17 protein-coding genes and 2 riboswitches are annotated in these 25133 nt (G+C 36.4%); of the genes, 6 read left to right on the forward strand and 11 right to left on the reverse strand.

All coding sequences use genetic code 11. The features are described 5' to 3' along the window. The first annotated feature begins 32 nt into the window (after positions 1-32). From DM447_RS14880 to DM447_RS14895, 4 genes are all read left to right on the forward strand, one after another. Positions 33-749, forward strand: coding sequence for a metallophosphoesterase family protein (locus DM447_RS14880; RefSeq protein ID WP_112181975.1), 717 nt, complete (start codon positions 33-35; stop codon positions 747-749). 102 nt (positions 750-851) lie between these two features. Continuing rightward, on the forward strand, positions 852-1052 hold the full coding sequence (locus tag DM447_RS14885; RefSeq protein ID WP_112181976.1) for a hypothetical protein: 201 nt from the start codon (positions 852-854) through the stop codon (positions 1050-1052). Positions 1053-2023: 971 nt separating this feature from the next. Continuing rightward, positions 2024-2133, forward strand: a riboswitch (SAM riboswitch). A 91-nt stretch (positions 2134-2224) separates the two neighbouring features. Beyond that, complete coding sequence (cobA, locus tag DM447_RS14890; RefSeq protein WP_112181977.1) at positions 2225-2968, forward strand: uroporphyrinogen-III C-methyltransferase; 744 nt, start codon at positions 2225-2227, stop codon at positions 2966-2968. Between the two features lie 75 nt (positions 2969-3043). Continuing rightward, a complete protein-coding gene (locus DM447_RS14895; RefSeq protein ID WP_112181978.1) occupies positions 3044-3862 on the forward strand; it encodes a uroporphyrinogen-III synthase in 819 nt (272 codons plus the stop codon). A 13-nt stretch (positions 3863-3875) separates the two neighbouring features. Here the strand turns inward: DM447_RS14895 and DM447_RS14900 are convergent, their stop codons facing one another. From DM447_RS14900 to DM447_RS14935, 8 genes are all read right to left on the reverse strand, one after another. After that, positions 3876-5666, reverse strand: a complete 1791-nt coding sequence (locus tag DM447_RS14900) for an SLC13 family permease (protein WP_112181979.1) — start codon at positions 5664-5666, stop codon at positions 3876-3878. 83 nt (positions 5667-5749) lie between these two features. Continuing rightward, positions 5750-6352 (reverse strand): adenylyl-sulfate kinase, encoded by a 603-nt coding sequence (cysC, locus tag DM447_RS14905; RefSeq protein ID WP_112181980.1) that lies wholly within the window; start codon positions 6350-6352, stop codon positions 5750-5752. A 24-nt stretch (positions 6353-6376) separates the two neighbouring features. Next, on the reverse strand, positions 6377-7528 hold the full coding sequence (gene sat / locus DM447_RS14910) for a sulfate adenylyltransferase (protein WP_112181981.1): 1152 nt from the start codon (positions 7526-7528) through the stop codon (positions 6377-6379). A 38-nt stretch (positions 7529-7566) separates the two neighbouring features. Then, entirely contained in the window at positions 7567-9279 is a 1713-nt protein-coding gene (gene cysI / locus DM447_RS14915; RefSeq protein WP_112181982.1) for an assimilatory sulfite reductase (NADPH) hemoprotein subunit, read from the reverse strand. A 23-nt stretch (positions 9280-9302) separates the two neighbouring features. After that, positions 9303-11120: an assimilatory sulfite reductase (NADPH) flavoprotein subunit gene (locus tag DM447_RS14920; protein WP_112181983.1), complete on the reverse strand. Its 1818-nt coding sequence runs from the start codon at positions 11118-11120 to the stop codon at positions 9303-9305. 301 nt (positions 11121-11421) lie between these two features. After that, positions 11422-12144, reverse strand: a complete 723-nt coding sequence (locus DM447_RS14925; protein WP_198663133.1) for a phosphoadenylyl-sulfate reductase — start codon at positions 12142-12144, stop codon at positions 11422-11424. Between the two features lie 78 nt (positions 12145-12222). Next, positions 12223-12329: riboswitch (SAM riboswitch) on the reverse strand. 146 nt (positions 12330-12475) lie between these two features. Further along, positions 12476-13156 (reverse strand): ribose-5-phosphate isomerase RpiA, encoded by a 681-nt coding sequence (gene rpiA / locus DM447_RS14930; RefSeq protein ID WP_112181985.1) that lies wholly within the window; start codon positions 13154-13156, stop codon positions 12476-12478. A 172-nt stretch (positions 13157-13328) separates the two neighbouring features. Continuing rightward, complete coding sequence (locus DM447_RS14935; RefSeq protein WP_112181986.1) at positions 13329-14099, reverse strand: Rpn family recombination-promoting nuclease/putative transposase; 771 nt, start codon at positions 14097-14099, stop codon at positions 13329-13331. A gap of 430 nt (positions 14100-14529) precedes the next feature. Between DM447_RS14935 and DM447_RS14940 the strand changes: the two genes are divergently transcribed. Then, positions 14530-16596 carry a cellulase family glycosylhydrolase gene (locus DM447_RS14940; protein ID WP_241964534.1) on the forward strand — a complete coding sequence of 689 codons (2067 nt, stop codon included), beginning with the start codon at positions 14530-14532 and terminating at the stop codon, positions 16594-16596. A 129-nt stretch (positions 16597-16725) separates the two neighbouring features. Next, positions 16726-17796 (forward strand): hypothetical protein, encoded by a 1071-nt coding sequence (locus tag DM447_RS14945; RefSeq protein ID WP_112181987.1) that lies wholly within the window; start codon positions 16726-16728, stop codon positions 17794-17796. Positions 17797-17946: 150 nt separating this feature from the next. Here the strand turns inward: DM447_RS14945 and htpX are convergent, their stop codons facing one another. The 3 genes from htpX to gltB form a co-directional block, all read right to left on the reverse strand. After that, positions 17947-18861 (reverse strand): protease HtpX, encoded by a 915-nt coding sequence (gene htpX, locus DM447_RS14950; RefSeq protein WP_112181988.1) that lies wholly within the window; start codon positions 18859-18861, stop codon positions 17947-17949. A gap of 99 nt (positions 18862-18960) precedes the next feature. Beyond that, the gene (locus DM447_RS14955; protein WP_112181989.1) at positions 18961-20445 is read right to left on the reverse strand and encodes a glutamate synthase subunit beta; all 1485 of its coding nucleotides are present in this window, start codon (positions 20443-20445) and stop codon (positions 18961-18963) included. Between the two features lie 13 nt (positions 20446-20458). After that, on the reverse strand, positions 20459-25054 hold the full coding sequence (gltB, locus tag DM447_RS14960; protein WP_112181990.1) for a glutamate synthase large subunit: 4596 nt from the start codon (positions 25052-25054) through the stop codon (positions 20459-20461). Positions 25055-25133: the final 79 nt, after the last annotated feature.

Genomic DNA, 25133 nt, shown 5'->3' on the forward strand with positions numbered 1-25133 from the left:
GATACGATAGAAGAAAGGAGAGATGATCGATAATGAAAATTGCTTTTATTTCAGATGTTCACGGGAACGCGATAGCATTAGATGCAGTATTAAATGATATTAGAAAAAAAGAAGTTGATAAGATAGTAGTGCTTGGGGACCTTGCTTATCGTGGACCAGAGCCAAAACGATCGATTGACTTAATTAAAAATTTAAACACAACCGTTATTAAAGGTAATGCAGATGATTGGATTGTACGTGGCGTAAGAAAAGGTGAAGTTCCTGACGCAGCACTTGATAAGATGAATGAAGAAAGAGACTGGTCTGTGGCCCAATTATCCCAAGCGGACATTGCTTACTTAGAAAAACTACCTACAGAAACGCTATTTGAAGAAAACGATATCGTTTTTCACGGTTTTCATGCAACACCAAACAGTTTATTTGATGCGGTACTTCCAAATGCAACGGATGAAATGATCGAGTCAGAATTAATGAAAAAGGTTGCGGATGTTTATCTGTATGGACACATTCATAAATCTTATATTCGTACGATAAACGGTAAAATGATTATTAATCTAGGTAGTGTTGGACTGCCATTTGATGGTATTACAAAGGCTTCTTATGCTCTTGTTGATGTGCAAGATGGAAGTGTTAGTGCTTCGATTGAAAAAGTATCTTATGATTTTGAAAAAACGATTGATAAATATAAGGAAGTAAACTATCCAAATATTGAGTTAATGAAAAATATCATTCAAAACGCAAAAAATTAACAAAAACTCCCGTTCCAATGCTACATGGAAGGGGAGTTTTTCAGAATATTAATAACAAGTAATTCTGTGGTAAAATAGCTATATATAAGGGAGTGACGTTTTATGCACTGGAGAAAATTAGCACTACTTTTGCCACCATTTATTCTTATCGGCTATCTTTTAATAACATATCTACCTGATACGTTAAGTCAATATTCTATCGTAATAGCCATTTTATTTTGGGTGATTTATTATGGTTGGGTCTTTATCGAGGAGAAGAATAAAGAAAAATCAAATAAAGATTCCACAGATAGTACCAAATAAGACCTCATACATAGGTCTTTTTTTCTTAGTAATTTACGCAATTTTCACTTATAAAAATAATCTCTAAACGTTGGCTGTTATTAGCTTGGAGTGTGTTCATTATAAAGCTTGACACGATTTAAAAAAGTTGTTTATTACTTAATAAACATAGGCTCTTTCGTAACTGCCATGTTGATTTCCGCTTCTGGCAGTCGCTTTCCACGGGCAAATGTTTTCGATGGGCCGAGTAATAGCAGGCCCAAGTCTTCAGCTAACTTCGAAAAGCAAAAGTCGCTTTCCGAAGTGGATCTTCAGATCTTGCTTTTCCCGCAGTAGTCGACTACCCTACGCTACAATCAATCAGCATAAAGTAGAATAAAACTATATGACAAGCAGATAACGTAATACTTCTAAAGTTTATCCAGCGAAGGTAGCAAATGGTTGACACTCCTGTGGGAACAGCAAATGTTTTCGATGGGATGAGTAATCGCAATCCCACAAACCGAAGATCCTCTATAGAAGCGGTCTTTGCTTCTATAGATAGCTGAGGTTGTGCCCACGGAAAGGGAGACTATTTGCTACCGTAGCGGGTCTAAAGTTGTAAGATACTTACGACTGAGTTTCTCTCGAGTGCGTCAGATCACAGTACTGATGATTCAAAAAGAAGCGTGAAGTCAATTTCTATTTTGGATTGTTAGACTTTCTTGTTACACCAAAACTTAAGTGCCGTTTTACAGTGTAAAAGTTGAGTTAGTAATTTATGAAACTTTCACAGCATTAAACAGGAATTTAGGTTTAGCGATAACTAGGATGTCTCACAAATAAGTTAAAGTTGACCTCGTTCCCATCATTACGTCTCATCTTACGAATTTGATAGAAAATGTGACGTAGTAAAACTAATAATAAACTATTCCCATTAAAAAAGTCGGAATTTAATTGACTTTATTTCACTGCTAATGATATTCTTATAGATATAACTAAATATATAACTATTCTTATCCAGAGAGGTGTAGGGACTGGCCCAATGAAACCTCGGCAACAGGCTATTACTTTTTAGAACTGTGCCAACTCCACAAGTATTTCTATACTTGATAGATAAGTAGTAAGATGCCTGTATTTCTTCTTTCTATTTAACTAGGGAGGAGAATTTTTTATATGATGATTATCGATAAGTAAAAGTTGGGGGTTATAAAATGGGGAAAGTCTTTTTAGTTGGTGCTGGTCCTGGAGATCCGGATCTATTAACGATTAAAGGATTAAAAGCAATTAAACAAGCTGATGTAATTTTATATGATCGCCTAGTAAATGAGGAATTACTCAACTACGCTTCTAAAGATACCGAATTAATTTATTGTGGTAAACTACCTGGAAACCACACCTTACATCAAGATATGATTAACAATTTGCTTTGTGAACATGCCAGAGGAGACAAAATCGTTACACGTCTAAAGGGTGGCGATCCATTTATTTTCGGGAGGGGTGGCGAGGAAGCACAACTCTTAAAGGAATCTGGAATCCCCTTTGAAATAGTCCCTGGTATTACTGCTGGTATCGCCGCTCCTGCTTATGCCGGCATACCTTTGACACATCGAACATTAAGCTCTTCTATTACCATTATTACGGGCTTTAATCCAGAAAAGGATTCAAATGAATATTGGCGGAATTTAGTTGGCAGTGTGGAAACACTTTGCATTTACATGGGTGTGAAACATTTCCCTGAGATTGCTAAAAGGCTAACCGAAAACGGTATGGACGTTAACACCGAAGTTGCACTTATTCATTGGGGCACACTTCCTAAACAAAAAACAATTACTGGTACATTAGCAACAATCAACGAAAAACTACATGAAATTGAAAATCCTTCTATGATTGTGATTGGAAAAGTTGTACGATTAAGAGAGAAATTAAAATGGTTTGAAGAAATTGCACAGTCCTAATCTTCTGCATCATCTTAGTTAAAAAGGTGATGTAGACTAATTAAATCATGTTTGATAAAGAAAGGAAGTAACCAAATGATGGAGTTAGAAGGCAAAAAAATTGGTGTTACTGCAGATAGAAAAGCCGATGAAATCAGTACAATCATTAGAAAAAAGGGTGGCACTCCAGTTATTCGTTCTATTCAAGGTGAACGTATTCTTCTTGAAGAAAAAGCAGAGCAAGATGTGGAGCATCTCATTGCAGGAGATTATGACTGGGTTATTCTCACAACAGGTATTGGAGCTAAAGGATTAGAGAATGCTGCCAAAAATCTCGGTGTACTGGAATTATATATTGAAACATTAAGAGGGAAAAAACTTGCTATTCGCGGAAGTAAAACACTGAATTGGATGAAACAATGGGATTTAAAACCATACTTCTCTTCACCTGATGGAACAATGGATAAATTAATAGAAGAGTTAAAAACAAATCAAATTGATGGACAAAAGTTTTTCTTTCAAGCTTACAATAAGGATGAAGAGGAACTACTTAATCAGTTACGAGCATTGCCAATTTTTCTTTATCAATCGATGCCCTATTACTATAACCCACCTGAAGCTGAGACATTAGAAAATTTAAGGACTTTAATCGAAACACGAGAATTAGATGCCGTTTTATTTACGAGTAAAACACAAGTGGAAAACCTTTTTTCAGACTATGAATCTATTGATAGATTAATCGAGGCCTTTGAAAGTGATGTTTTAGCAGTTAATATTGGAATTGTAACCGAAATGCAAGTAAGAGATTTCGGTGTCAATCGTTTATTAACTCCTGAAAAACCAAAAATGGGTGCTATGGTTATATCATTAGCTAATTATTATAAAACGAAAGAAAAGCCTGCAAATACAGACTAAGACTCTTTCATTTCTAATATAAATAAATCGTTCCTATTGTGGTAATCATTACAATAAAACTTAGTGGTAAACCTACTTTAAAATAATCAGTAAACTTATAACCACCTGGACCATAAACAATCAAATTTGTCTGATAACCGATTGGTGATAAAAAGCTAGCAGAAGCACCAATTGTTATAATAACTAAAAATGCCATAGGATCAGCTGCTAATTTATTAGCGGCTTCTATTGCTATGGGGAACATTAAGACAACTGCACCATTATTTGTAATCATTTCTGTAAAAGAAACAGTTACAATATAAAGTAATACCAATATACCTAACATACCAAACGGCTCAGAAACTATAATTAACTGGTTCGCAATCCAATCCGCAGCTCCAGTCTTAAACAAAGCTTGCCCGATACCAAATGCACTTGCAATCAACAATAAAACATGATATTGCATATCCCTACTAATGTCTTCTGGCCTGATAACTTTAAATATAAAGTAAAGAATTACAGTAATTGTCATCGCCTTTAACATAGAAAGAACACCGAAACTAACTAAGAAAATCATAGTAGTGAGTATAAGAATAGATAACCACGCATTTTTCTTATCAATCTTGTGTAACAATGGGTGTTTATTCAATGGCATAGCTACATAGAAATCATTAGATTGCGCAAATCTCTCTTCAAAATCTGCACCAGCTAATAAAAGAAGTGTATCTCCAGCTTTTAGTGTGATATCACCAATACCACTTTCAATTCGCTCATTATTTCGATGCACAGCTATCACATCAGCATCATATTTAGCTCGGAATTTATTTTCTTTTACCTTTTTATGAAGCAGAGAAGATTGATGCGAAATAACCACTTCCATCACTTGTGTATTGCCATTACGTAATTTTTCTAATGTGACGTTTGTTCCTGTCTTTAATTCAATCCCTTTTTTACTTTGAATTTCTGCAATTCGTGAAATAACACCAGTGAATATCAGGCGATCATTCGCTTTTATTTTTGTGGAATTTCTGACTGGATATATTTTTTCATTATTTCGGATTACAGCTATTAAATAGACACCTTTAAAATCTCGTAATCCCGATTCTTCTACTGTCTTATTAACTAATGGATTATCTAGAAAAGGATAATTTTCCTCGATCACCATCTCGATTAAATATTCTCTACTTTTCTCAGTAACAGTTGGTTCTGAGACTTTATAACTCGGTAGAATCTTATATCCAATTGTCACCAAATAGATCAGCCCGATAATACTAGCTGGCAGACTATATTTGGCTAAAGTGAACATCGAATACCCTTCCATTCCTCTTTCTACCATTAAACCATGTACAACAAGATTAGTAGATGTCCCCATTAAAGTTAATATACCACCTAATATCGTTGCGTACGAAAGTGGAATCAAAAACTTTGAAGGAGCGATATTATGGTCAACACACCATTTTCGGACAATAGGCGTTAGTGTCATAACGATTGGTGTGTTATTTAGAAATGCCGACGCTGCTGTAATTGGTAATAAAAAGCTAAATAATGTACGTTGATCAGATTTACCTTTTTTTAATAATCGAAAGATGACTTGTTCTACTAGACCACTTTTTTGAATAGCGCCAGCTACAATAAATAGCAAAGCAACCGTCAACATACCTTGGTTAGAAAAACCGGCAAATGCTTCTTCCGCAGTTAAAATACCAGTTATAAAAAAGATTGACAATGCGGTGAACACAATGATATCCGGACGAGCTATTTCTTTAATTAATCCAATTAACATGATAAATATTACGATAAAAGTAAAGATCATTTCGCCTGTCATATTGTGGCCCCCTAACATACAATTGCCAATTCACTAAGTTGTTTCAGAGGGTTTAATGACTAGTTCAGCAGTAAGAACTATCATTAAGAAATATAACCCTGCTCCTTTAAATAATTTACAATGCTCTCCACCGCTTCTTCAATAGATTGCTTATCTGTTTCAATTGTCAACTCGGGCTGATCTGGCTCTTCATATGGTGCATCGATACCAGTAAAGCCTTTTATCTCACCCGCTCTTGCTTTTTTGTATAGACCTTTTGGATCACGCTTTTCACACGTTTCTACTGTAGCTTTCATATATATCTCAATAAACTCATCTTCTTCTAACAATTGACGAACATTTTCTCTATCTTGTTTATATGGTGAAATGAATGCAGTTAACGTTATTAAGCCTGCATCCACCATGAGTTTTGATACTTCACCAACACGACGAATATTCTCTTTTCTGTCTTCTGGAGAAAACTTTAAGTTATTATTCAAACCATGTCTTACATTATCACCATCTAAACGATACGTATGGATAGCTAGTGCATGTAATCTTTTTTCCAATTCAACTGATACAGTAGACTTACCTGAACCAGAAAGACCAGTAAACCAAAGAACAGTACTCTTGTGTTTATTTTGTTTTTGCCTTTCTTCTTTCGTTACTTCTGAATGATGCCAAACAATATTGGTTGATTCGTGCATGATTGTAGCCCCCTATATCGAAAGTCAGTTTGTTTGCATACCTTTAATAAGTACTTCCGCAACTTCTGTACGTGAAAATTGTTTTGGTGGTTTCTCTCCATTACGTAACATTTCTCTTACTTTTGTTCCACTTAGATGAACATGATTTTCCTTATCGTGTGGACACGTTTTAGCAGTAGCCATGTTTTCACACGCTTTGCAGAAAAAGGCATGCTCAAATGCAAAGATTTGAATTCCTAATTCATCCTCAAATTGACGAATAAAATCTTGCGCTTCATAGGTTCCATAATAATCACCTACACCAGCATGATCGCGTCCGACAATAAAGTGCGTACAGCCGTAATTTTTACGAACGATCGCATGTAAAATAGCTTCTTTTGGTCCAGCATACCGCATTGCTGCAGGATAAATAACTAAACGCGTTCTATCTTTCGGATAATACTTTTCCAGAATTACTTGGTAACTTTCCATACGAACAGCTGCAGAAATATCATCTGACTTTGTTTCACCAACAAGTGGATTTAATAACAAACCGTCAACTACTTCTAATGCACTCTTTTGAATATATTCATGCGCACGATGGACAGGATTACGCGTCTGAAAACCAACAATTGTCTTCCACCCAATTTCTTTAAATAGTGCACGTGTTTCTTTAGGATCCATATGAAATGCCTCAAACTCACTATGATCGGGACGATTTAACAAGTTGATAGGGCCACCTAAATAAATCTCACCTCTTTCGTACAACTTCTGCACACCTGGATGTGCTTCATCTGTTGTTCCATAAATATTCTTTGCTTCAAGCTTTTTATCATAGCTATATTTTTCCTCTAATTGCAGGATTCCGTAGATAATCCCATCTTCACCCTTTAAAGCTATTTCTTCCCCAATAGAATATGTTTCTGCTTGTGCTTTTGTAACTGCTAAAGTAATCGGAATACTCCAAACACTGCCATCGGCAAGACGAGTCTCTTTAACAACTCGTTCATAGTCTTTTTGTCCTAAAAAGCCTGTAAGTGGGCTGAAACCACCTATTCCAATTAGTTCTAAATCAGAAATAGCCCACGCGTTTATTGTTAAATCTTTTAACGTTTCTGCATTAGTCACTGCTTTTTCTCTTTTTGTTCCCGTTAATTGTCTATTAATTAATGTTCCACCATGTGCTTCAATTGACATCTAAAATAACCTCCAATATGTTTTGAGTGAATCAATTATTACGCGTGGAAATCTAAGCCTGATTCCACTGCTGCAATATAGCCTTGACGAATAACAAAGTCACCGAAGTGCTCTTTTTCATTACGATCTTTTGCATAGGATTGAAGCATTGGTTTTAACGTATTTAAAATTTCTTCTTCTCCAATATTTTCTTTATACATCTTACTTAGACGATCACCAGTAAAGCTTGCTCCTAGATACATATTATATTTTCCAGGTCCTTTACCGATAAAACCAATTTCCCCTAAAGCAGAACGTGCACAACCATTTGGACAACCTGTCATTCGGATAATAATTTCTTCTTCTCTTAACCCAACTTCATTAATGACTAATTCGAGTTGATCAATTAGAGATGGGAGGTATCTTTCAGCTTCAGCCATAGCTAAACCACATGTAGGAAACGATGTACATGCCATTGAATTTCTTCGTAAGGCAGAATTTTGTTTGCCATCTGTTAAACCATATTCTTTAACCAATTTGTTTATTTTAGGTTTGTCTTTTGCAGTTACAGAACCAATAATCACGTTTTGGTTCGCTGTTAAACGGAAATCACCTTTGTGAACCTTAGCAATTTCACGCAAACCTGTCATCAATTTATAATCTTCTGTATCAGCAATTCGTCCATTTTGAATAAATAATGTTAAATGCCATTTACCATCGCCTTTTAACCAACCGTAACGATCGCCATTATGATCGAAGCTAAAAGAACGCGCCTCGTCAAGTTCATAACCAAGTCTTTCTGCTAACTCTTGTTTAAACCAATCAAGTCCATAGTGATCAATCGTATATTTAAATCTAGCATTCTTACGATTAGAACGATTTCCAAAATCGCGTTGAATCGTAATCACTTTTTCAGCAACATCTACTATTTTATCAACTGGAATAAAACCAATTACGCGTCCTAATTGTGGGTATGTAGCAGTATCGCCATGAGTCATACCCATACCACCACCAACAGACACATTAAAGCCTTGCAGTTTATCATCTTCTATAATTGCGATGAAACCGAGATCTTGGGAATAAACATCAACATCATTTGATGGCGGTACAGCAATACCTATTTTGAATTTTCTAGGTAAATAGTGTTTACCATACATCGGTTCTTCATCTGTTTCACGACTATCAATTTGTTTCTCTCCATCAAGCCAAATCTCATGATAAGCTTTTGTTCTTGGTGAAAGATAATCACTTAAATTTTTTGACCATTCGTATACTTCTGCATGAATATCTGATTGATATGGATTAGCTGTACACATTACATTTCTGTTCACATCACCGCAAGCTGCAAGTGAATCCATTAATACGGCGTCCATCGCTTGCATGCTTTTTTTCATATTCCACTTTAATATACCGTGGATTTGAAAAGCTTGACGTGTCGTAAGTTTCATCGTACCGTTGCCGTATTGTTGTGAAATCTCATCCATTGCCAACCATTGTTCCGAAGTTGCGACACCCCCTGGTGCACGGACCCGCACCATAAAGGAGTATGCTGGTTCTAGTTTTTTTTGTTTTCTTTCTAGGCGAACGTCACGATCATCTTGTTGATAGCTACCGTGAAATTTTAATAATTTAGTTTGAGCATCAGGAATACTCGCAGTAAGACGATCTGCAAAACTTTCTACTAGCGTTCCACGAAGGAAATTACTGTCTTCTTTAATTTGTTCCATTTCATCTAAAGGTTGATCTTGCACTCTTGTTTTATTTGTTGTCATCATTTATCCCCCTTACTGAAAAATTAATATACGTCACGTTGATAACGTTTTTCTTTGCGCATTGTAGTTAGAAACAGCTCTGCTTGTTCAGTATTCATGTTGCCTTCCTTTTCAAAAATAGCTAACAATGTAGCCTGAACATCTTTTGCCATATGCTTCTCATCCCCACAAACATACACATGTGCGCCATCCTGTATCCATTGGTAAAGTTCTTTACTTTGTTCAAGCATTCTATCCTGTACATAGACCTTTTCATCTGTATCACGTGAAAAGGCTACATCCATTCTTGATAGAACACCATCTTTAAGCCACTTTTGCCATTCAATTTGATAAAGGAAATCCGAAACGAAATGTTGATCCCCAAAAAACAGCCACGCCTTACCATCAGCTTCAATCTCTTCGCGTTCTTGAAGAAAAGCTCGATATGGTGCAACACCAGTACCTGCTCCAATCATAATAATCGGTTTATCATTTTCCTCAGGCAATCTAAATCTATCATTGCGTTGAACAAAAACTGGTAAACTATCACCAATTTCTAATCTGTCAGCACATTGCCCTGAACAAACACCAACCCGATCACGACCATGGGCATGATAGCGAACAGTACCAAGAGTTAGATGAACCTCATCAGGATTTGCCTTTAAACTGCTTGCAATCGAATAAAGACGTGCTGGTATCTTGCGTAGCAACTTAATAAAGTCGACTGCCGAAACCTGCCATGGACCAAAATCTTCTACTACATCAATCAGATCTCTTCCTTCAAGGTAATCATTAATCTCTTCTCTATTATCCGACTGGGCAAGTTTAGTTAATGCTTCACTACCCGTGAATGCAGCAATTTTCTCCAACAGTGGTTTCGTTAAAATTGTGATCTCGAGAGTTGAGATTAACGTATCTCTTAATGGGCGATCCTCGTGATCCACATTATCGATAGACACAAGTTCATTAGGGTCCCACTGCATTTTCTCAATCAATTGATCTACCAATACTGGGTCATTTTCAGGATAAATACCTAGACTATCACCGGGCTCATATTGTAAATTAGATCCTTCTAAATCTAATTCGAGGTGATGTGTTTCTTTATTTGATCCACGTCCATTAAGGTTAAGGTTAGTTAATATTTCTGTTGTAAATGGATTTTTCTTCGAATATGTGTGACCATCAGTTGCTGTATCTGTTTGAGGTGTTACAGTTTCACTTGCTTGTTGTTCTCCGCCCTGGGACTCTTTCAAAATAGCTAATACGCCTGAAAACCATTCCTCAGCTGGTTGTTCAAAGTCTAAATCACAATCGACACGCTGATATAAACGCTCTCCACCTAATTCTTCTAAACGTTTATCAAAGTCTATTCCAGTTTGACAAAAGAATTCATAAGAGCTATCACCTAATGAGAGAACGGAAAAACGTAGATCTTCTAGTTTAGGAGCCTTTGGACCATGTAGAAAATCATAAAAAGAGATAGCATTATCTGGGGGATCTCCTTCTCCATCGGTACTCGTCACAATCAATAAATTTTTAAGTTTTTTTAGATTCTTCGGTTTAAAATCTTCTAGTGAAGAAACCGTAACAACAAAATCATCTTGTTCTAGCTGTTTACCCATATTTTCAGCTAATCCCTGGGAATTACCAGTATCTGTTCCATAAAGCACGGTTACCTCTACTGGTTCTTTTTTAACAGAGACTACTTCCGCTTCAGGTTGTTGTGCTAATGAATCTGACTGCGAAACTGCTAAATAACCGCTTAACCAATATTTTTGTTGTTCTGATAACGATGGTACAAGGCGATTTAGTAGCTCTACTTGTTCTTGATTGAAAATACTGTTTGTCGTTTGAAATTTCAAAAATATCACCCCACTAATGTATACGATTCTATTTATAAAAGAAGTCAACTAATGATCTAGTTTCCTTTTATTATCTAAGTACTTCTACAGTTCTTCATATGTCTCTTTTATAGAGGGGAGGAAGTGATGATAAGTTGCGTCTAACCTATCATGCACTTCCTCCCAAACAACACCTTTTTAAAAAGGGCTATTCGCTAAGATCTCGGCCATAACCTTTGTATTCAAATTAGTTTAGTCGGAATTAAAAATTAAAAAATAGAATCTCACCTTAATTGATCCTCTGACTGGATTAATACTTGCTTTATTCTTTTGCTACATGTAGACCACATTCCGTTTTATTTGAACCTTGCCATCTTCCAGCACGACTATCTCCATCGGCACCAACTGCTGACGTACATGGGATACACCCAATACTTGGATAACCTTGATCATGTAAATTATTGTAAGCCAAATCATTTTCTTCAATGTACGCCCAAACATCATCCCAAGTCCAATAAATTAATGGGCACACCTTAATTGATTTAAAACGGTCATCTTTATTTACAAAGTTGGTATTACTCCTACTTACTGATTGCTCTCTTCTTAAACCAGAAAGCCACGCTGTTGCACCGCTAAGTGCTTCTTCTAGTGGTTTGATTTTTCGAATAAAACAACATTGATCAGGCTGTCTCTTCCATAATGCAGAACCATGTTTTTCTGCTTGTTCATCTACTGTTAAATCCGGTTTTTTCATGTTAATTTTAAGTTTTGGATAACGTCTTTTAACTTCATCTATTAAATCATAGGTTTCTTGAAAGTGAAGATCTGTGTCGAGAAATACAATTTCCGCATCCTCTTTCACTTTAGCAATTAAGTCAATTAGCACCATTCCTTCTGCACCAAAGCTACAAGCATATACGATGGATTCACCATATGTTTCATACGCCCACTCTACTATTCTAGCAGCACCTTTAGTATCATCAGTAGGATTAAAATCTATAAACGGGTCGACAGAGAAATTTTCATATAATAGTTGATTATTCATTATATTCTCCTCCCTTCATATTAAAACCTCTCTTCTTAATTTCAGAAGAGAGGTCCGTACATCTATCATTCACCCATCTTCTTATCTTTCAAGTGTATGCCACTTGCTGGATGTAGCACAGTATCTAAAATAGACCCGTTGCCGAAGTATCAAAGGGCCAGTCCCTCCACCTCTCTTGATAAGAAACGCTTTATATAATTAGTTTTATCATTGTACAAATCATATTACTACTCAGATAAAAAGTCAATAGATAAAAGTGGACTTTCACATTAATTCTGACAATTCAATTCGTTATTTTCCTCAAGACAAGCGCGTAGAAAATAATGTACATTTATTTCTTTTCAAGGACGCTAATTTCTCCCTGATTACCCACAATAACTGTATCTGTCATATTGATAAATAATCCTGTTTCTACAACTCCTACTATTTGTATTAATTGTTCGTGTAACTTTTCTGGTTGTGTAATTTTTCCGAATTTACAATCTAGTATATAGTTGCCGTTATCTGTCAGGTAATATTCTTTTCCATTAAGTCTAATAATTGGTTCCTGACCTAATGCAGCTATTCGCTTTGCAGTGAGCTCCCATCCAAATGGAGTAACTTCAAGTGGTAATGGATAACTCCCTAAATGATCAACTACTTTAGATTGATCAACAATAATAAGGAGTTTTTTTGCAGCGATGGCGACCATTTTCTCACGTAATAGCGCTCCACCTCCACCCTTGATTAGCTGAAGATTTTGATCTACTTCATCTGCACCATCTATTGTAATATCTAATGCACTAACTTCTGATAGATTAGTAGTTGGAACACCGAATTCTTGCGCCCACTTCTCTGTCTGTGCTGAAGTAGGAACCCCTACAATACTAAGACCTTCTTGAACACGTTCACCTAACGATTTAACCATCCAATACGCAGTAGATCCAGAACCTAATCCAACCTTCATACCATCCTTAACATATTTTGCTGCTTCTTTACCAACTAACATTTTTGATTTTTCTGCTTCATTCATACGCTTTCACCCTTTTTTAATTGATGTTAGGTTTATTATACACGTATGAACACTTTTTTGAGGATTTTCGTTCACTTTTTCTGATGTATGATTACATTTTGAGGTTCATGAGCAATTACAGATTGTTTGCGATCATCTTTTGCATTATATGATCAAGTGGGGTTGTTTGTGATCAATTTTCTTTTATTAACCTAATTTCTTTCTCATCGAATCCTGTTATTTTTGTAATAAGTGGAGAATCCATTCCTTCAAAGATCATTTTTATAGCAATCTCCTCTTTCATCGTCTTTTTAACGCTATTGATCTCATATTGTTCAGGAGAAATACGATAAAAATCAGTAACTATATCGCTATGTAACATAGCATCTGCCATTTTGATTATCTTGTTTCGTTGTTTGATTTTATATAATGTATCTTCCACCTCCAGATTACGAATGAAAAACAACCATTCAGCTAATGGCGTTAACGGTTCTTGTACGTTTAATTTTTGTAATTCTAAATAATGAACCTCTATGTCCCTTATTGATTTCCTTTCTTTAAAAACACTATGATAATCTTCGGTTTCCTGTAACAAATTAAAGTTCAGTATGTTAATAAAGACGCACTTCTTTAATTTGTAATAAGTCTCTGCTTCAGCAACTTTCTCACTGTATAAAGAGGATTTATAGTATATAGAACGATTACGATAATGATCGACATTGCGAACCTGTAACTCAACATCTATGTATTCATCTAATTCTGTCTTAACTTTCATAGTTATTTTTGAAAGTTTATCTTCGGTTACATTTATATTAATAATAGCTGTTATTTTTTCTTCTAAAATAGTTTGTAGAAAGGCTACTAAAATAATCTTATTTTCTGGCTGTTTCCCTGCAAAAATTTTTTTAATAATATAATCAGTTTTAGAATCTAATAACATATACTCACTTACTTTTTCGCTCACTCTTCATTCATTCCTTTCTCTGATATTTTGTGGCTTGCCTAATTTCACTTAGCATAGCAAAGTAATTTCGATTCGTAAAAAGGACGTTATCGTATTTCTTCATATATCGTTTCTATTAAAAATCCAGTTGAACAACTGAAAAAAAGAGATTTCAAGTATCTTGTAGTAGATAAATCACAAAATTACTAGTGACCATGGTTTTTTATTATTCATTCTGTCCACAATACTTTAAATCTAATTTCTTAGGATAAAAGCTAGAATTTTTACAGGTATTTATCTCTTTATTTTATGGTATTTACTTTACAATTCGTGTGGTAACTTTAATTTGAAAGCGTTTTCAATGATAAATCACTTAAAATGAAGGAGGTGCAACAAGTCTGTCGTTCCAACTAAAGTATATCTATTCTATTTAGTAAAAGGAGGATTTATTTTGAAAAATTACGCAAAAGTATTATTTGTGGCAGTTCTTTTCTTTATTTTCCTTGGTCCCTCATTTAGTTTTGCAGCTGAGGGGGAAGAAGTCGATATTCAATCTTACGTGAAAGAAATGCAACCTGGTTGGAACTTAGGAAACTCATTTGATGCTGTTGGTCTAGATGAAACCGCGTGGGGAAATCCACCTGTGACAAAGGAATTAATTGATACGCTTGCTGCAGAAGGGTACAAAAGTATTCGAATTCCTATAACCTTTGATCAACGTATGGGAGTTGGGCCTGATTATCAGATTGATCCTGCGTTTTTAGAGCGTGTAACAAATACAGTTAATTGGTCGCTAGACGCTGATATGAAAGTCATGATAAATATTCATCATGACTCATGGATTTGGTTAGAATCCGGTATGAGCCAAAATCATGATGCTTCTTTAGCGCGTTATAATGCAATTTGGACACAACTTTCCAACCATTTTAAAGATTATTCTACTGACCTTATGTTCGAAAGCATTAATGAACCACGTTTCACTGCATCAGCAACAGAGAGTCAAAATTATTTAAATGAATTAAACACATCCTTTTATACTATTGTAAGAGGATCAGGTGGAAATAATAGTATCCGTCCACTCGTATTACCTACTTTAGATACAGGTTCGGAACAAGAAAAATTGGATGGCTTGTATCAGTCAATTGTTGCATTGGATGATCCTTATTTAATTTCTACTGTTCACTATTATGGATTTTGGCCTTTCAGTGTAAATATCGCTGGATATACAAGATTTGATGACGATACAAAAAATGATATTATAAACACATTTGATCGCGTGCATAACACTTTTACTGCTAATGGTATACCAGTCATCATTGGCGAATTTGGATTATTAGGTTTTGATACACACACAGGTGTCATTCAACAAGGGGAAAAGTTAAAGTACTTTGAATATATGATGCACTATGCGCAAGAAAAAGACTTTACGCATATGCTGTGGGATAATGGACAACATTTAGGAAGAACATCACTTGAATGGGCTGATCAACAACTTTTTAATATGATGGAAGCTAGCTGGATGACTCGCTCATCAACAGCAGAAAACGACTTTATCTATTTAAATAGACTAGACACAATTGAAGACGAACCACTTCCATTAAATCTAAATGGGAATACTTTCATCTCCCTTCAATTGAATAATACAGAACTTACACTTGGGCAGGATTATCAACTAGATGGGGATATTTTAATAGTAAAAGAAAGCTTGCTAACACAACTCACTGCTTCAGACGAATTAGGAACGAATGCAGTACTTACCATAAAGTTTAGTCAGGGTGCAGATTGGTCGATCAACCTAATTAGTTATGAGAAACCTGTACTTGAAGACAGCACTGGGTCAATAAGCGACTTTGCTATTCCGACTTCATTTAACGGTGATCAACTTGCAACAGTAGAAACTGTGTATCAAGATGGCACACCTGCGGGTCCTCAAAATTGGACAACTTTTAAAGAGTTTGGTTATACTTTCTCACCGTCTTATGATAGCAATGAAATTTTATTTACAGAAAACTTTTTTAATGAATTAAATAATGGTGAAACAAAAGTAACATTTCATTTTTGGAGTGGTGAAGAGGTATATTATACGCTAACAAAAGAGGATAACACGATAACTGGTGTCGCTGAGGCTATAGAAAGTGATGCCGATCATGACCTACAAGATAATGAACTTCCTCAAGAAGAAGAAGAGGAAAATACTGTTCCACCTAAGACAATAGATAACGAAACACCAGATCCTACAACCGATGAAACAGATAAAGATAGTAGTAGTTCTACTGAATCATCAGGAAATACTAGTTCTGAAAACACAAAGAATACCGTATTTGATAAAACCGAATCTGAGTTTCCTGTTCCACTAGTAAATGATAATTCATCGGTAGATGAGAAAGAAGTTAAAAAGATGGGAGCAATCTTACCTAATACCGCAACTAATATGTTTAACTGGCTGTTCATAAGCATATTATTTCTTGGATCAGGCATAGGTATTTATTTTTATCAGCGCAACCATAAGCAAGCTTAACATTAAAAAAGTCGGACATTTACTTGTCTGACTTTTTTAATGTTGTACATAAGTTTATCGCGTTAAGTAAAAGGTTAAACTCTTACTATAGAAATCATAAAGTCACTTTACTAAAAAGGGGTACCTATCATGAAAAAAATAATTATTGGAATTCTAGCTGTTGTAGCAATAGCAGTCATTATCTATTTTGGAATAACTTTATTCTCAAGTAATGAAAATAATAATACGACTGATTCAACTTTATCCAATGAGGAGGAACAAGCGCCTACTGACGAACAAAACGATGATCAAGAAATGGAGGATTTCACTGATGAAACAGCATTAAATGTTATGAAAGCTTATCGACAAGCTTTTGTGACGTTAATAGATTCTTCTGATCAAGATGGTCTACTTTCAGAATTCGAATCGATAAATGATGTCAGAAATCATTTTCAGGAAGTTATGTCAGGAGATTTGGCAGATTGGATGACAGAGTCTTATATAGAGGAAAGAGATGGTCAAATCTATCTAATCGCAAAAGATAGCCCAACTTGGTTAGCAGAAGAGGAAGATTTTCAGACGGAAGAGGTTGCAGCGGATCATTATACAATCATTCAAGAACAACAAAATGAATTAATCGGTCATGTCGAAATGACTTATCATGCTAAATGGAGAGAAGATAAATGGATTATCAGTGAAATTGAATCAGTACAACTTGATCAACAGGTTTCTGTGGAACAAAAAGCAGAAGAAATTATCCGCGCACTAGCTAACAAAGAAATGGCGTTTATTTCGAATACTGTCCATGAAGAGAAAGGGTTATTATTCTCTCCTTATGTTTACGTTGAAGAGAATGCAATCACATTCGAAAAAAACGAAGTAACAAATTTATTGGAAGACGAGGATACTTATCTGTGGGGTAACTATGATGGTAGTGGTAAACCTATCGAGCTAACTTCAGAAGAATATGTTGAGGAGTTTATCGATGCAGAGCCGCTGCTAAATCCTGATGAGGTGCTTGTTGATTCATTTGAGCAACGTGGTAATATGATAAATAATATTGAGGAAGTATTCCCAGAATCAAAAGTTGTTGAATTTTATACAGAAGGTTCAGATGAATACGAAGGAATCGATTGGTCCAGTATTAATCTGGTCTTCGAACAAAATGAGCATGACATTTGGAAACTCGTTGCTATTGTAACGGATCAGTGGACAATTTAACACAGTTTCACAGAGTTTATGTTAATTCTGTCGTAATTAACATTTTTTTAGAAAGCAGCAGCGTTTTTAAAAAACTTTCACCTGCTTTCACACTAAAAAAGCCATCCCGTAAAATAAATTACGGGATGGCTTTGATATTCAAAATTTAACTTAGCGCTGTTCTAATCGTGCAATTCTCTCATCTAAATCAGGGTGAGAGGAGAAAAGCTTAGATATGCCACTTTTTCCATTAATTTTCATTGTTTGAACAGCTGCATCATCTGTGCGATCATTAACTTTTGCTTGGCTCACATGTGCTTTTAATGAACGAAGGGCATGTGCCATTTTATCGCGCCCAGCTAAATCGCCACCTCCACGGTCGGCGTGAAATTCACGATGGCGTGAGTATGCACTAACAACCATACTGCCAAGAATGGAGAATAGAATTTGAAAAACAATAATCGATACAAAGCGTACAATCATTTGCATTTCTGAACGAACTAAACGCGATACAACGATCGCGACAATTCTTGATAAAAAGACGACAAATGTATTGACCACACCTTGTAATAATGTCATCGTGACCATATCACCATTGGAAACGTGTGCGATCTCATGTGCAATAACGCCTTCAACCGCATCATCATCTAACGTGTTCAAAAGACCAACTGAAACCGCAACGAGTGACCGTTTCTTAGAAGGTCCTGTCGCAAAAGCGTTAACTTCTGCTGATTGATAAATTCCAACCTCTGGCATATGAACGAGGCCTGCTGCACGTGATAAACGATGTACCTTTTCAACTACAGCACGTTCATGTGCTGCTAATTGACCACTTGGATCGATAACCTTTACTTTCATCATTTTCTTTGCAACCCAACGCGACATTGCTAATGAAATAAACGCTCCCGCGAAACCAATAAGTAGACTAAATACCATTAGCGACCCATAATTAATGCCTAATCCACCACCGGCATTCTCAAATGAACCACTTATATTTGTAAATGTTGTAAGTAGTGACCAGACAATTACAATTGTCGTCATTACTAGAATGTTTGTTAATAGAAAATAAAATATTCGTTTTCCCATTTATTGACCTCCATTACTATGATGAAACTTGTACAATCATTATAACAGAGAATTGATGTTTTATGCTGTTTATACACTTTTTACTAACTTTACCTACACTTATGGTAACTGTGTACTACCCATGAGAAAACGATCGCATTCTCTAGCCGCTTCTCTTCCTTCATTGATTGCCCAAACAATCAAACTCTGACCTCGGCGCATATCCCCAGCTGCAAATACGCCATCGAGGTTTGTTTTATATTGACCATAATCTGCTTTTACGTTTGATCTTGAATCTGTCTTTACATTCATTTCCTTAATTAAACTTTGTTCTGGTCCTGTAAAACCTATTGCTAATAAAACAAGCTGTGCTGGCCAAACTCTTTCTGTTCCTGGAATCTCTTGTTTTATTCTATTACCGAATTCATCGATGTACTGTTCCACATCGATAGTATGGACTTCTTTCACCTGGTTGTTTTCGTCACCAACAAACTTCTTCGTTTGGACGGTGTACGCACGAGGGTCTGTTCCAAATACAGCTTTTGCTTCTTTGTGACCATATTCTACACGATGAATGATCGGCCACTCCGGCCACGGATTATCTGCTTGTCTTTCAGCAGGTTTTTTCTGATTGTAATCGAATTGTGTTAAGCTCTTACAATTATGGCGGATACTTGTTGAGAGACAATCTGTTCCAGTATCACCACCCCCAATAACGATGACATCTTTAGCTTTAGCTGAAATATAGTTATCATCTTTTAATTCAGAGTCCAGTAGACTTTTCGTGTTTGTATGAAGGAAATCCATTGCATAATGAATACCCCCGAGTTCTCTACCTTCTATCTTTAAATCGCGATGTTGGGTTGCACCTCCACAAAGGATAACAGCATCAAAATCATTTTGCAGATCTTTAACTGGGTAATCCTTTCCTACATCCGTATTAGGCATAAATGCAATGCCCTCTTTCTCTAACAGATCAACACGACGTTTAACAACTTCATACGGAAGCTTCATTTCCGGTATACCATACGTAAGCAATCCACCAATACGATCCGAACGTTCAAAGACAGTAACATGGTGACCTGCTTTGTTTAGTTGAGCTGCGGCAGCCAACCCAGCTGGACCAGAGCCAACAACTGCAACTTTTTTCTCTGTTCTTACACTAGGTGGCTCTGGCCTTACCCATCCTTCATCAAAACCTTTTTCAATTATAGCTCTTTCTATTGACCGAATTGCAACTGGAGGCTCGTTAATCCCTAACACACATGCCCCCTCACAAGGGGCAGGACAAGCCATACCAGTAAATTCGGGGAAATTATTCATTTTAAGTTCGCGAGCCAGCGCTTCCTTCCACTGATCTTGATAAACGAGATCGTTCCATTCTGGAATCAAATGATAAACTGGACATCCAGAAGTGTGTCCATTCATATCCGTTCCTGTCTGACAGGTTGGAATACCACAATCCATACACCGAGCCCCTTGTTCTTTCAACTCTGCTTCTGGCATTGGCAACTTATAATCTTTCCAATCCTTTGTTCGTGATAAAGGATCGCGTTCTGGCGTAGATTGACGTTTATATTCCTTAAAACCAGTTGGCTTTCCCATTCGTTCACCTCCATTACTTTATTGATTGTACGGCTTCAAATCCTTGTTCAAATGCTGTCATTGCCGCTTCATCTTTCGATAGTCCACTGGATTCTAAGTTGCTAATTCGTTCTCTCATTTCCAGATAATCTTTCGGTATAACACGGATAAACTTTGGTAGAACCTTTTCCCAGTTATCCACTATTCTTCGCGCATTTTTACTTTCTGTATAACCTAAGTATTTTTTTATAAGTTGAAAAACGGCTTCTGCTTCTGTTTTATCTTCTATTGTTTCGAGCTGTACTAATTCCTTGTTACACTTTGATTGGAAAGTTCCCTGTTCATCAAGTACGTAAGCTATACCACCTGACATTCCAGCAGCAAAGTTCTTGCCAGTTCGTCCTAATACAACTACCTTGCCACCCGTCATGTATTCACAACCATGATCACCGATACTTTCAACAACAACATTGGCGCCACTATTTCGCACACAGAAACGTTCTCCAGCTACGCCATAAATATATGCTTCACCACTAGTAGCACCGTAAAAAGAAACATTGCCAATTATCGTATTTTCTTCTGGAGAAAATGAGGATTTACGTGATGGTCGTGCAATAATTTTCCCACCTGATAAGCCTTTGCCAACATAATCATTGGCATCACCAATAAGGTTTAGTGTTAATCCTTTTGGAATGAAAGCACCAAAGCTTTGCCCTGCTGATCCTCTAAATTTCAAACGAATGGTGTCCTCCGGTAAACCTTCTATACCATATCGCCTAGTAATTTCGCTACCTAACATCGTACTAGTCGCGCGATTAATATTACGTATTCCTAATGAAAGAGTCACAGCTCGTTTATTTTCAAGTGCGTCTTTACATAATGGAATTAATTCTTGTTGATCTAATGTTTTATCAAGTCCATGAACTTGTTCAACAGTTTGATAACGACCAACAGCTTCTGGTACATCTGGTTTATAAAGTAATGCGGATAAATCGACATTTTTTGTCTTCCAATGATCGATCGCTACTTTCTTCTCTAATAGATCTGTTCGACCAATCATCTCATTGATCGTTCTACATCCTAACTCAGCCATTAGTTCTCTCGTTTCTTGTGCAATAAAGCGCATAAAATTAACGACGTGATCTGGTGAACCTGCGAATTTCTTGCGCAGTACAGGATCTTGAGTAGCAATACCAACAGGACAGGTATTCAAGTGACAAACCCGCATCATTACACAACCTAAAACAACCAATGGGGCAGTCGAGAAACCATATTCTTCTGCACCTAAAAGGGTTGCAATTACGACATCTCGGCCTGTCATCATTTTCCCATCTGTTTCGACAACAATTCTATCTCGTAATCGATTCATTAATAAAGTTTGATGCGTCTCTGCTAGACCAATTTCCCAAGGCATCCCAGTATGTTTTAAACTCGTTCTTGGAGCAGCACCTGTTCCACCATCATATCCACTAATTAAAACGAGATCAGCTCGTCCTTTTGCAACACCTGCAGCGATCGTACCTACCCCAACTGCAGAGACAAGTTTGACACTAATCCGAGCCTTTGGATTTGCGTTTTTTAGATTAAAAATCAATTCAGCTAGATCTTCAATCGAATAAATATCGTGGTGTGGAGGTGGAGATATTAAATCAACACCTGGCGTTGAATTTCTAACTTCTGCAATCATCGGATAAACTTTTTTACCTGGGAGATGTCCTCCCTCACCAGGTTTTGCTCCTTGTGCTACTTTAATTTGAATTTCATCTGCATTAACAAGATAATTACTTGATACACCAAAACGTCCTGATGCTACTTGTTTAATCGCGCTTCGTCTTAAATCACCGTTTTCATCAGGAATATAGCGACTAGGATCCTCTCCACCCTCACCAGAATTACTTCTTCCACCAATTCGATTCATCGCAATAGCCAATGATTCATGTGTTTCACTGCTAATTGAACCAAATGACATAGCACCTGTCTTAAATCGCTTGCATATCTTTTCTACTGATTCGACTTCATCAATTGGTATCGGTGTTGTTTTCTTAAAAGCAAGCAAGCCACGTAATGATTGTAAATTTTTATCCGTATCAATAATCATCCCTGAGTATTGCTTGAATAATTCGTAGTTATTTGTTCGACAAGCACTCTGCAGTAAATGAATCGTATGCGGATTATATTGATGATCTTCTGCATTCTGACGCCATTGAAAATCATCCCCTGGTTCTAAACCTTTTTCTCCACCACGCGAACGTTCGAATGCTTTTTTATGCCGCATTAGTACCTCTTGTGCAATCATATCCAATCCAATACCACCTAATCGAGAAGCTGTTCTAGTAAAATACTTCTCAATCACTACTGGATGAATACCAACAGCCTCAAAAATTTGTGCACCACGATAACTTTGAATCGTAGAAATGCCCATTTTAGATGAAACTTTAACGACACCATCCGTAGCTGAATGAATGTATATTTTTACCGCTTCATCTAAAGAAGTATCGCGTAAGTCTCCAGTTTCAATTAGACCTTCCAAAGAACGAAATGCTAAATAAGGATTAATTCCTTCTGCACCATAACCTAAAAGTGTTGCAAAATGATGGACTTGTCTAGCTTCTGCAGTTTCAATTAGTATGCTTACTTTTGTTCTCAAACCTTTTCGGATTAGATGGTGGTGTAAACCAGAGACAGCTAATAAAGCTGGAATAGCTGCACGTTTCGAATTAATACCACGATCTGATAGTATTAACAAGGTATAATCCTTTTCGATGGCTTGATCTGCTTCTGCAAACAATTGATCAAGAGCATCTTGTAAATCCTGTTTATTCGAACTATCAAATAAAATCGGTAATGTATGTGCTTTGAATCCTTCTAGTTCATTATGTCGAAGTGTCTCTAGTTGTTCATTCGTTAAGATCGGTGTTTGCAAGCGAATGTGTCGACAACTTTCCGGTTCTGGTTCAACTAAATTGCCTTCTTTCCCAATCGTAGTCTCAACAGCAATTACAATTTCTTCTCTAATTGCATCAATTGGTGGATTTGTAACTTGAGCAAACAACTGTTTAAAATAGTTATATAGTAATTGTGGTCTTTTAGATAAGATAGCTAACGGCGAATCATACCCCATTGAACCAACTGGATCTTTTTTATCCGTTACCATTGGTTTGATTATTTTATTTAATTCTTCATTTGTATAACCAAACGCAATTTGTTGTTCTAACAATTCAGTAGTACTTATACGATCCAGACTAACTTCTGATCCAGACAGATCCTCTAAATTTAACTTGTATTTGGCTAACCAATCTGCATAAGGATGTTCTTTATAAATGGAGTGTTTCACGTCATCATCTGGTATGATCACCCCTTTTTCTAAATCAACGAGTAACCTTTTTCCTGGTTGGAGTCTATCTTTATATGCAACATCCTCTGGCAAAATATCTAATGCACCAACTTCTGATCCTAAGACAATCATGCCATCCTTTGTAATATAATATCTAGCAGGACGTAATCCATTACGATCAAGACTAGCCCCGATCTTTCTCCCGTCCGTGTAAATAATTGCGGCCGGACCATCCCACGGTTCCATAAGTGTACTATGATACTCATAAAAGGCTCTTTCGTTTTCCTTCATTTCAAGATCATTTACCCACGGCTCTGGTATCATCATCATTGCGGTGTGTGCTAATGACCTTCCAGATTGATGCAAGAATTCAAAACAGTTATCAAACATCGTAGAATCACTGCCATCCATATCAATAACAGGTAGAATTTTTTCAAGTTCTTCTTGATTAAAAGCATTAGATCTGCAAAGTGACTCCCGCGCGCTCATCCAATTAACGTTACCTCTGATTGTATTAAACTCGCCATTATGTGCAATAAATCGATTTGGCTGCGCTCTTTCCCAACTTGGAAAGGTATTTGTACTAAACCGAGAATGGACAATAGCAAGTGCAGATTTAAAGTCTCGATTATTTAAATCAATGTAAAAGGAATCTAATTGTTCTGGGATTAACATTCCTTTGTAAACAATTGTAGACGTCGATAAACTACAGATAAATGTATTTTCTGTATCTTCTTTATTAGCAAGACCTTTTAATTTATTCTCCGCTTGTTTTCGAATAACATATAACTTTCTTTCAAAAGCTTCTCGACTTTTTAATTCAGTTGAAGGCGCAATAAAAACTTGCCGAATAAATGGTTTTACTTTTTTAGCAGAATCCCCAACATATGCGTCATTAACTGGGACCGTACGCCATCCAAGAAACTGTTGACCTTCTTCGGCAATAATCTGCTGGAGCTTAAGCTCACTTGTTCTTCTTATATCAGGTTCTTGTGGAAGAAAGACCATACCAACTGCATATTTCCCTTCGGCTGGTAACTCGATATCTAAATCCTCACATTTATCACGAAAAAAAGCATCTGGAATTTGTGTGAGAATGCCGGCACCGTCACCGGTACTGATATCTGCTGATTGTCCCCCGCGGTGTTCTAGATTACAAAGTATCGTAACTGCATGTTGAACAATATCATGCGTTTTCCTACCGTCTATGTTGGCAATCATTCCAATACCACATGCATCGTGTTCATTTTCTGGGTGATATAATCCTTGAGGAGTAGGATAACCGTACTGTTTCATGACAACATCCCTTCTTAATAACAAATGTAATTTAATCTTGAGTATTCATAGTTTTTGCATTTTTTGCATAATCATGCAT

The sequence above is a fragment of the Paraliobacillus zengyii genome (assembly GCF_003268595.1).
In the GTDB taxonomy this organism is placed as follows: domain Bacteria; phylum Bacillota; class Bacilli; order Bacillales; family Amphibacillaceae; genus Paraliobacillus_A; species Paraliobacillus_A zengyii.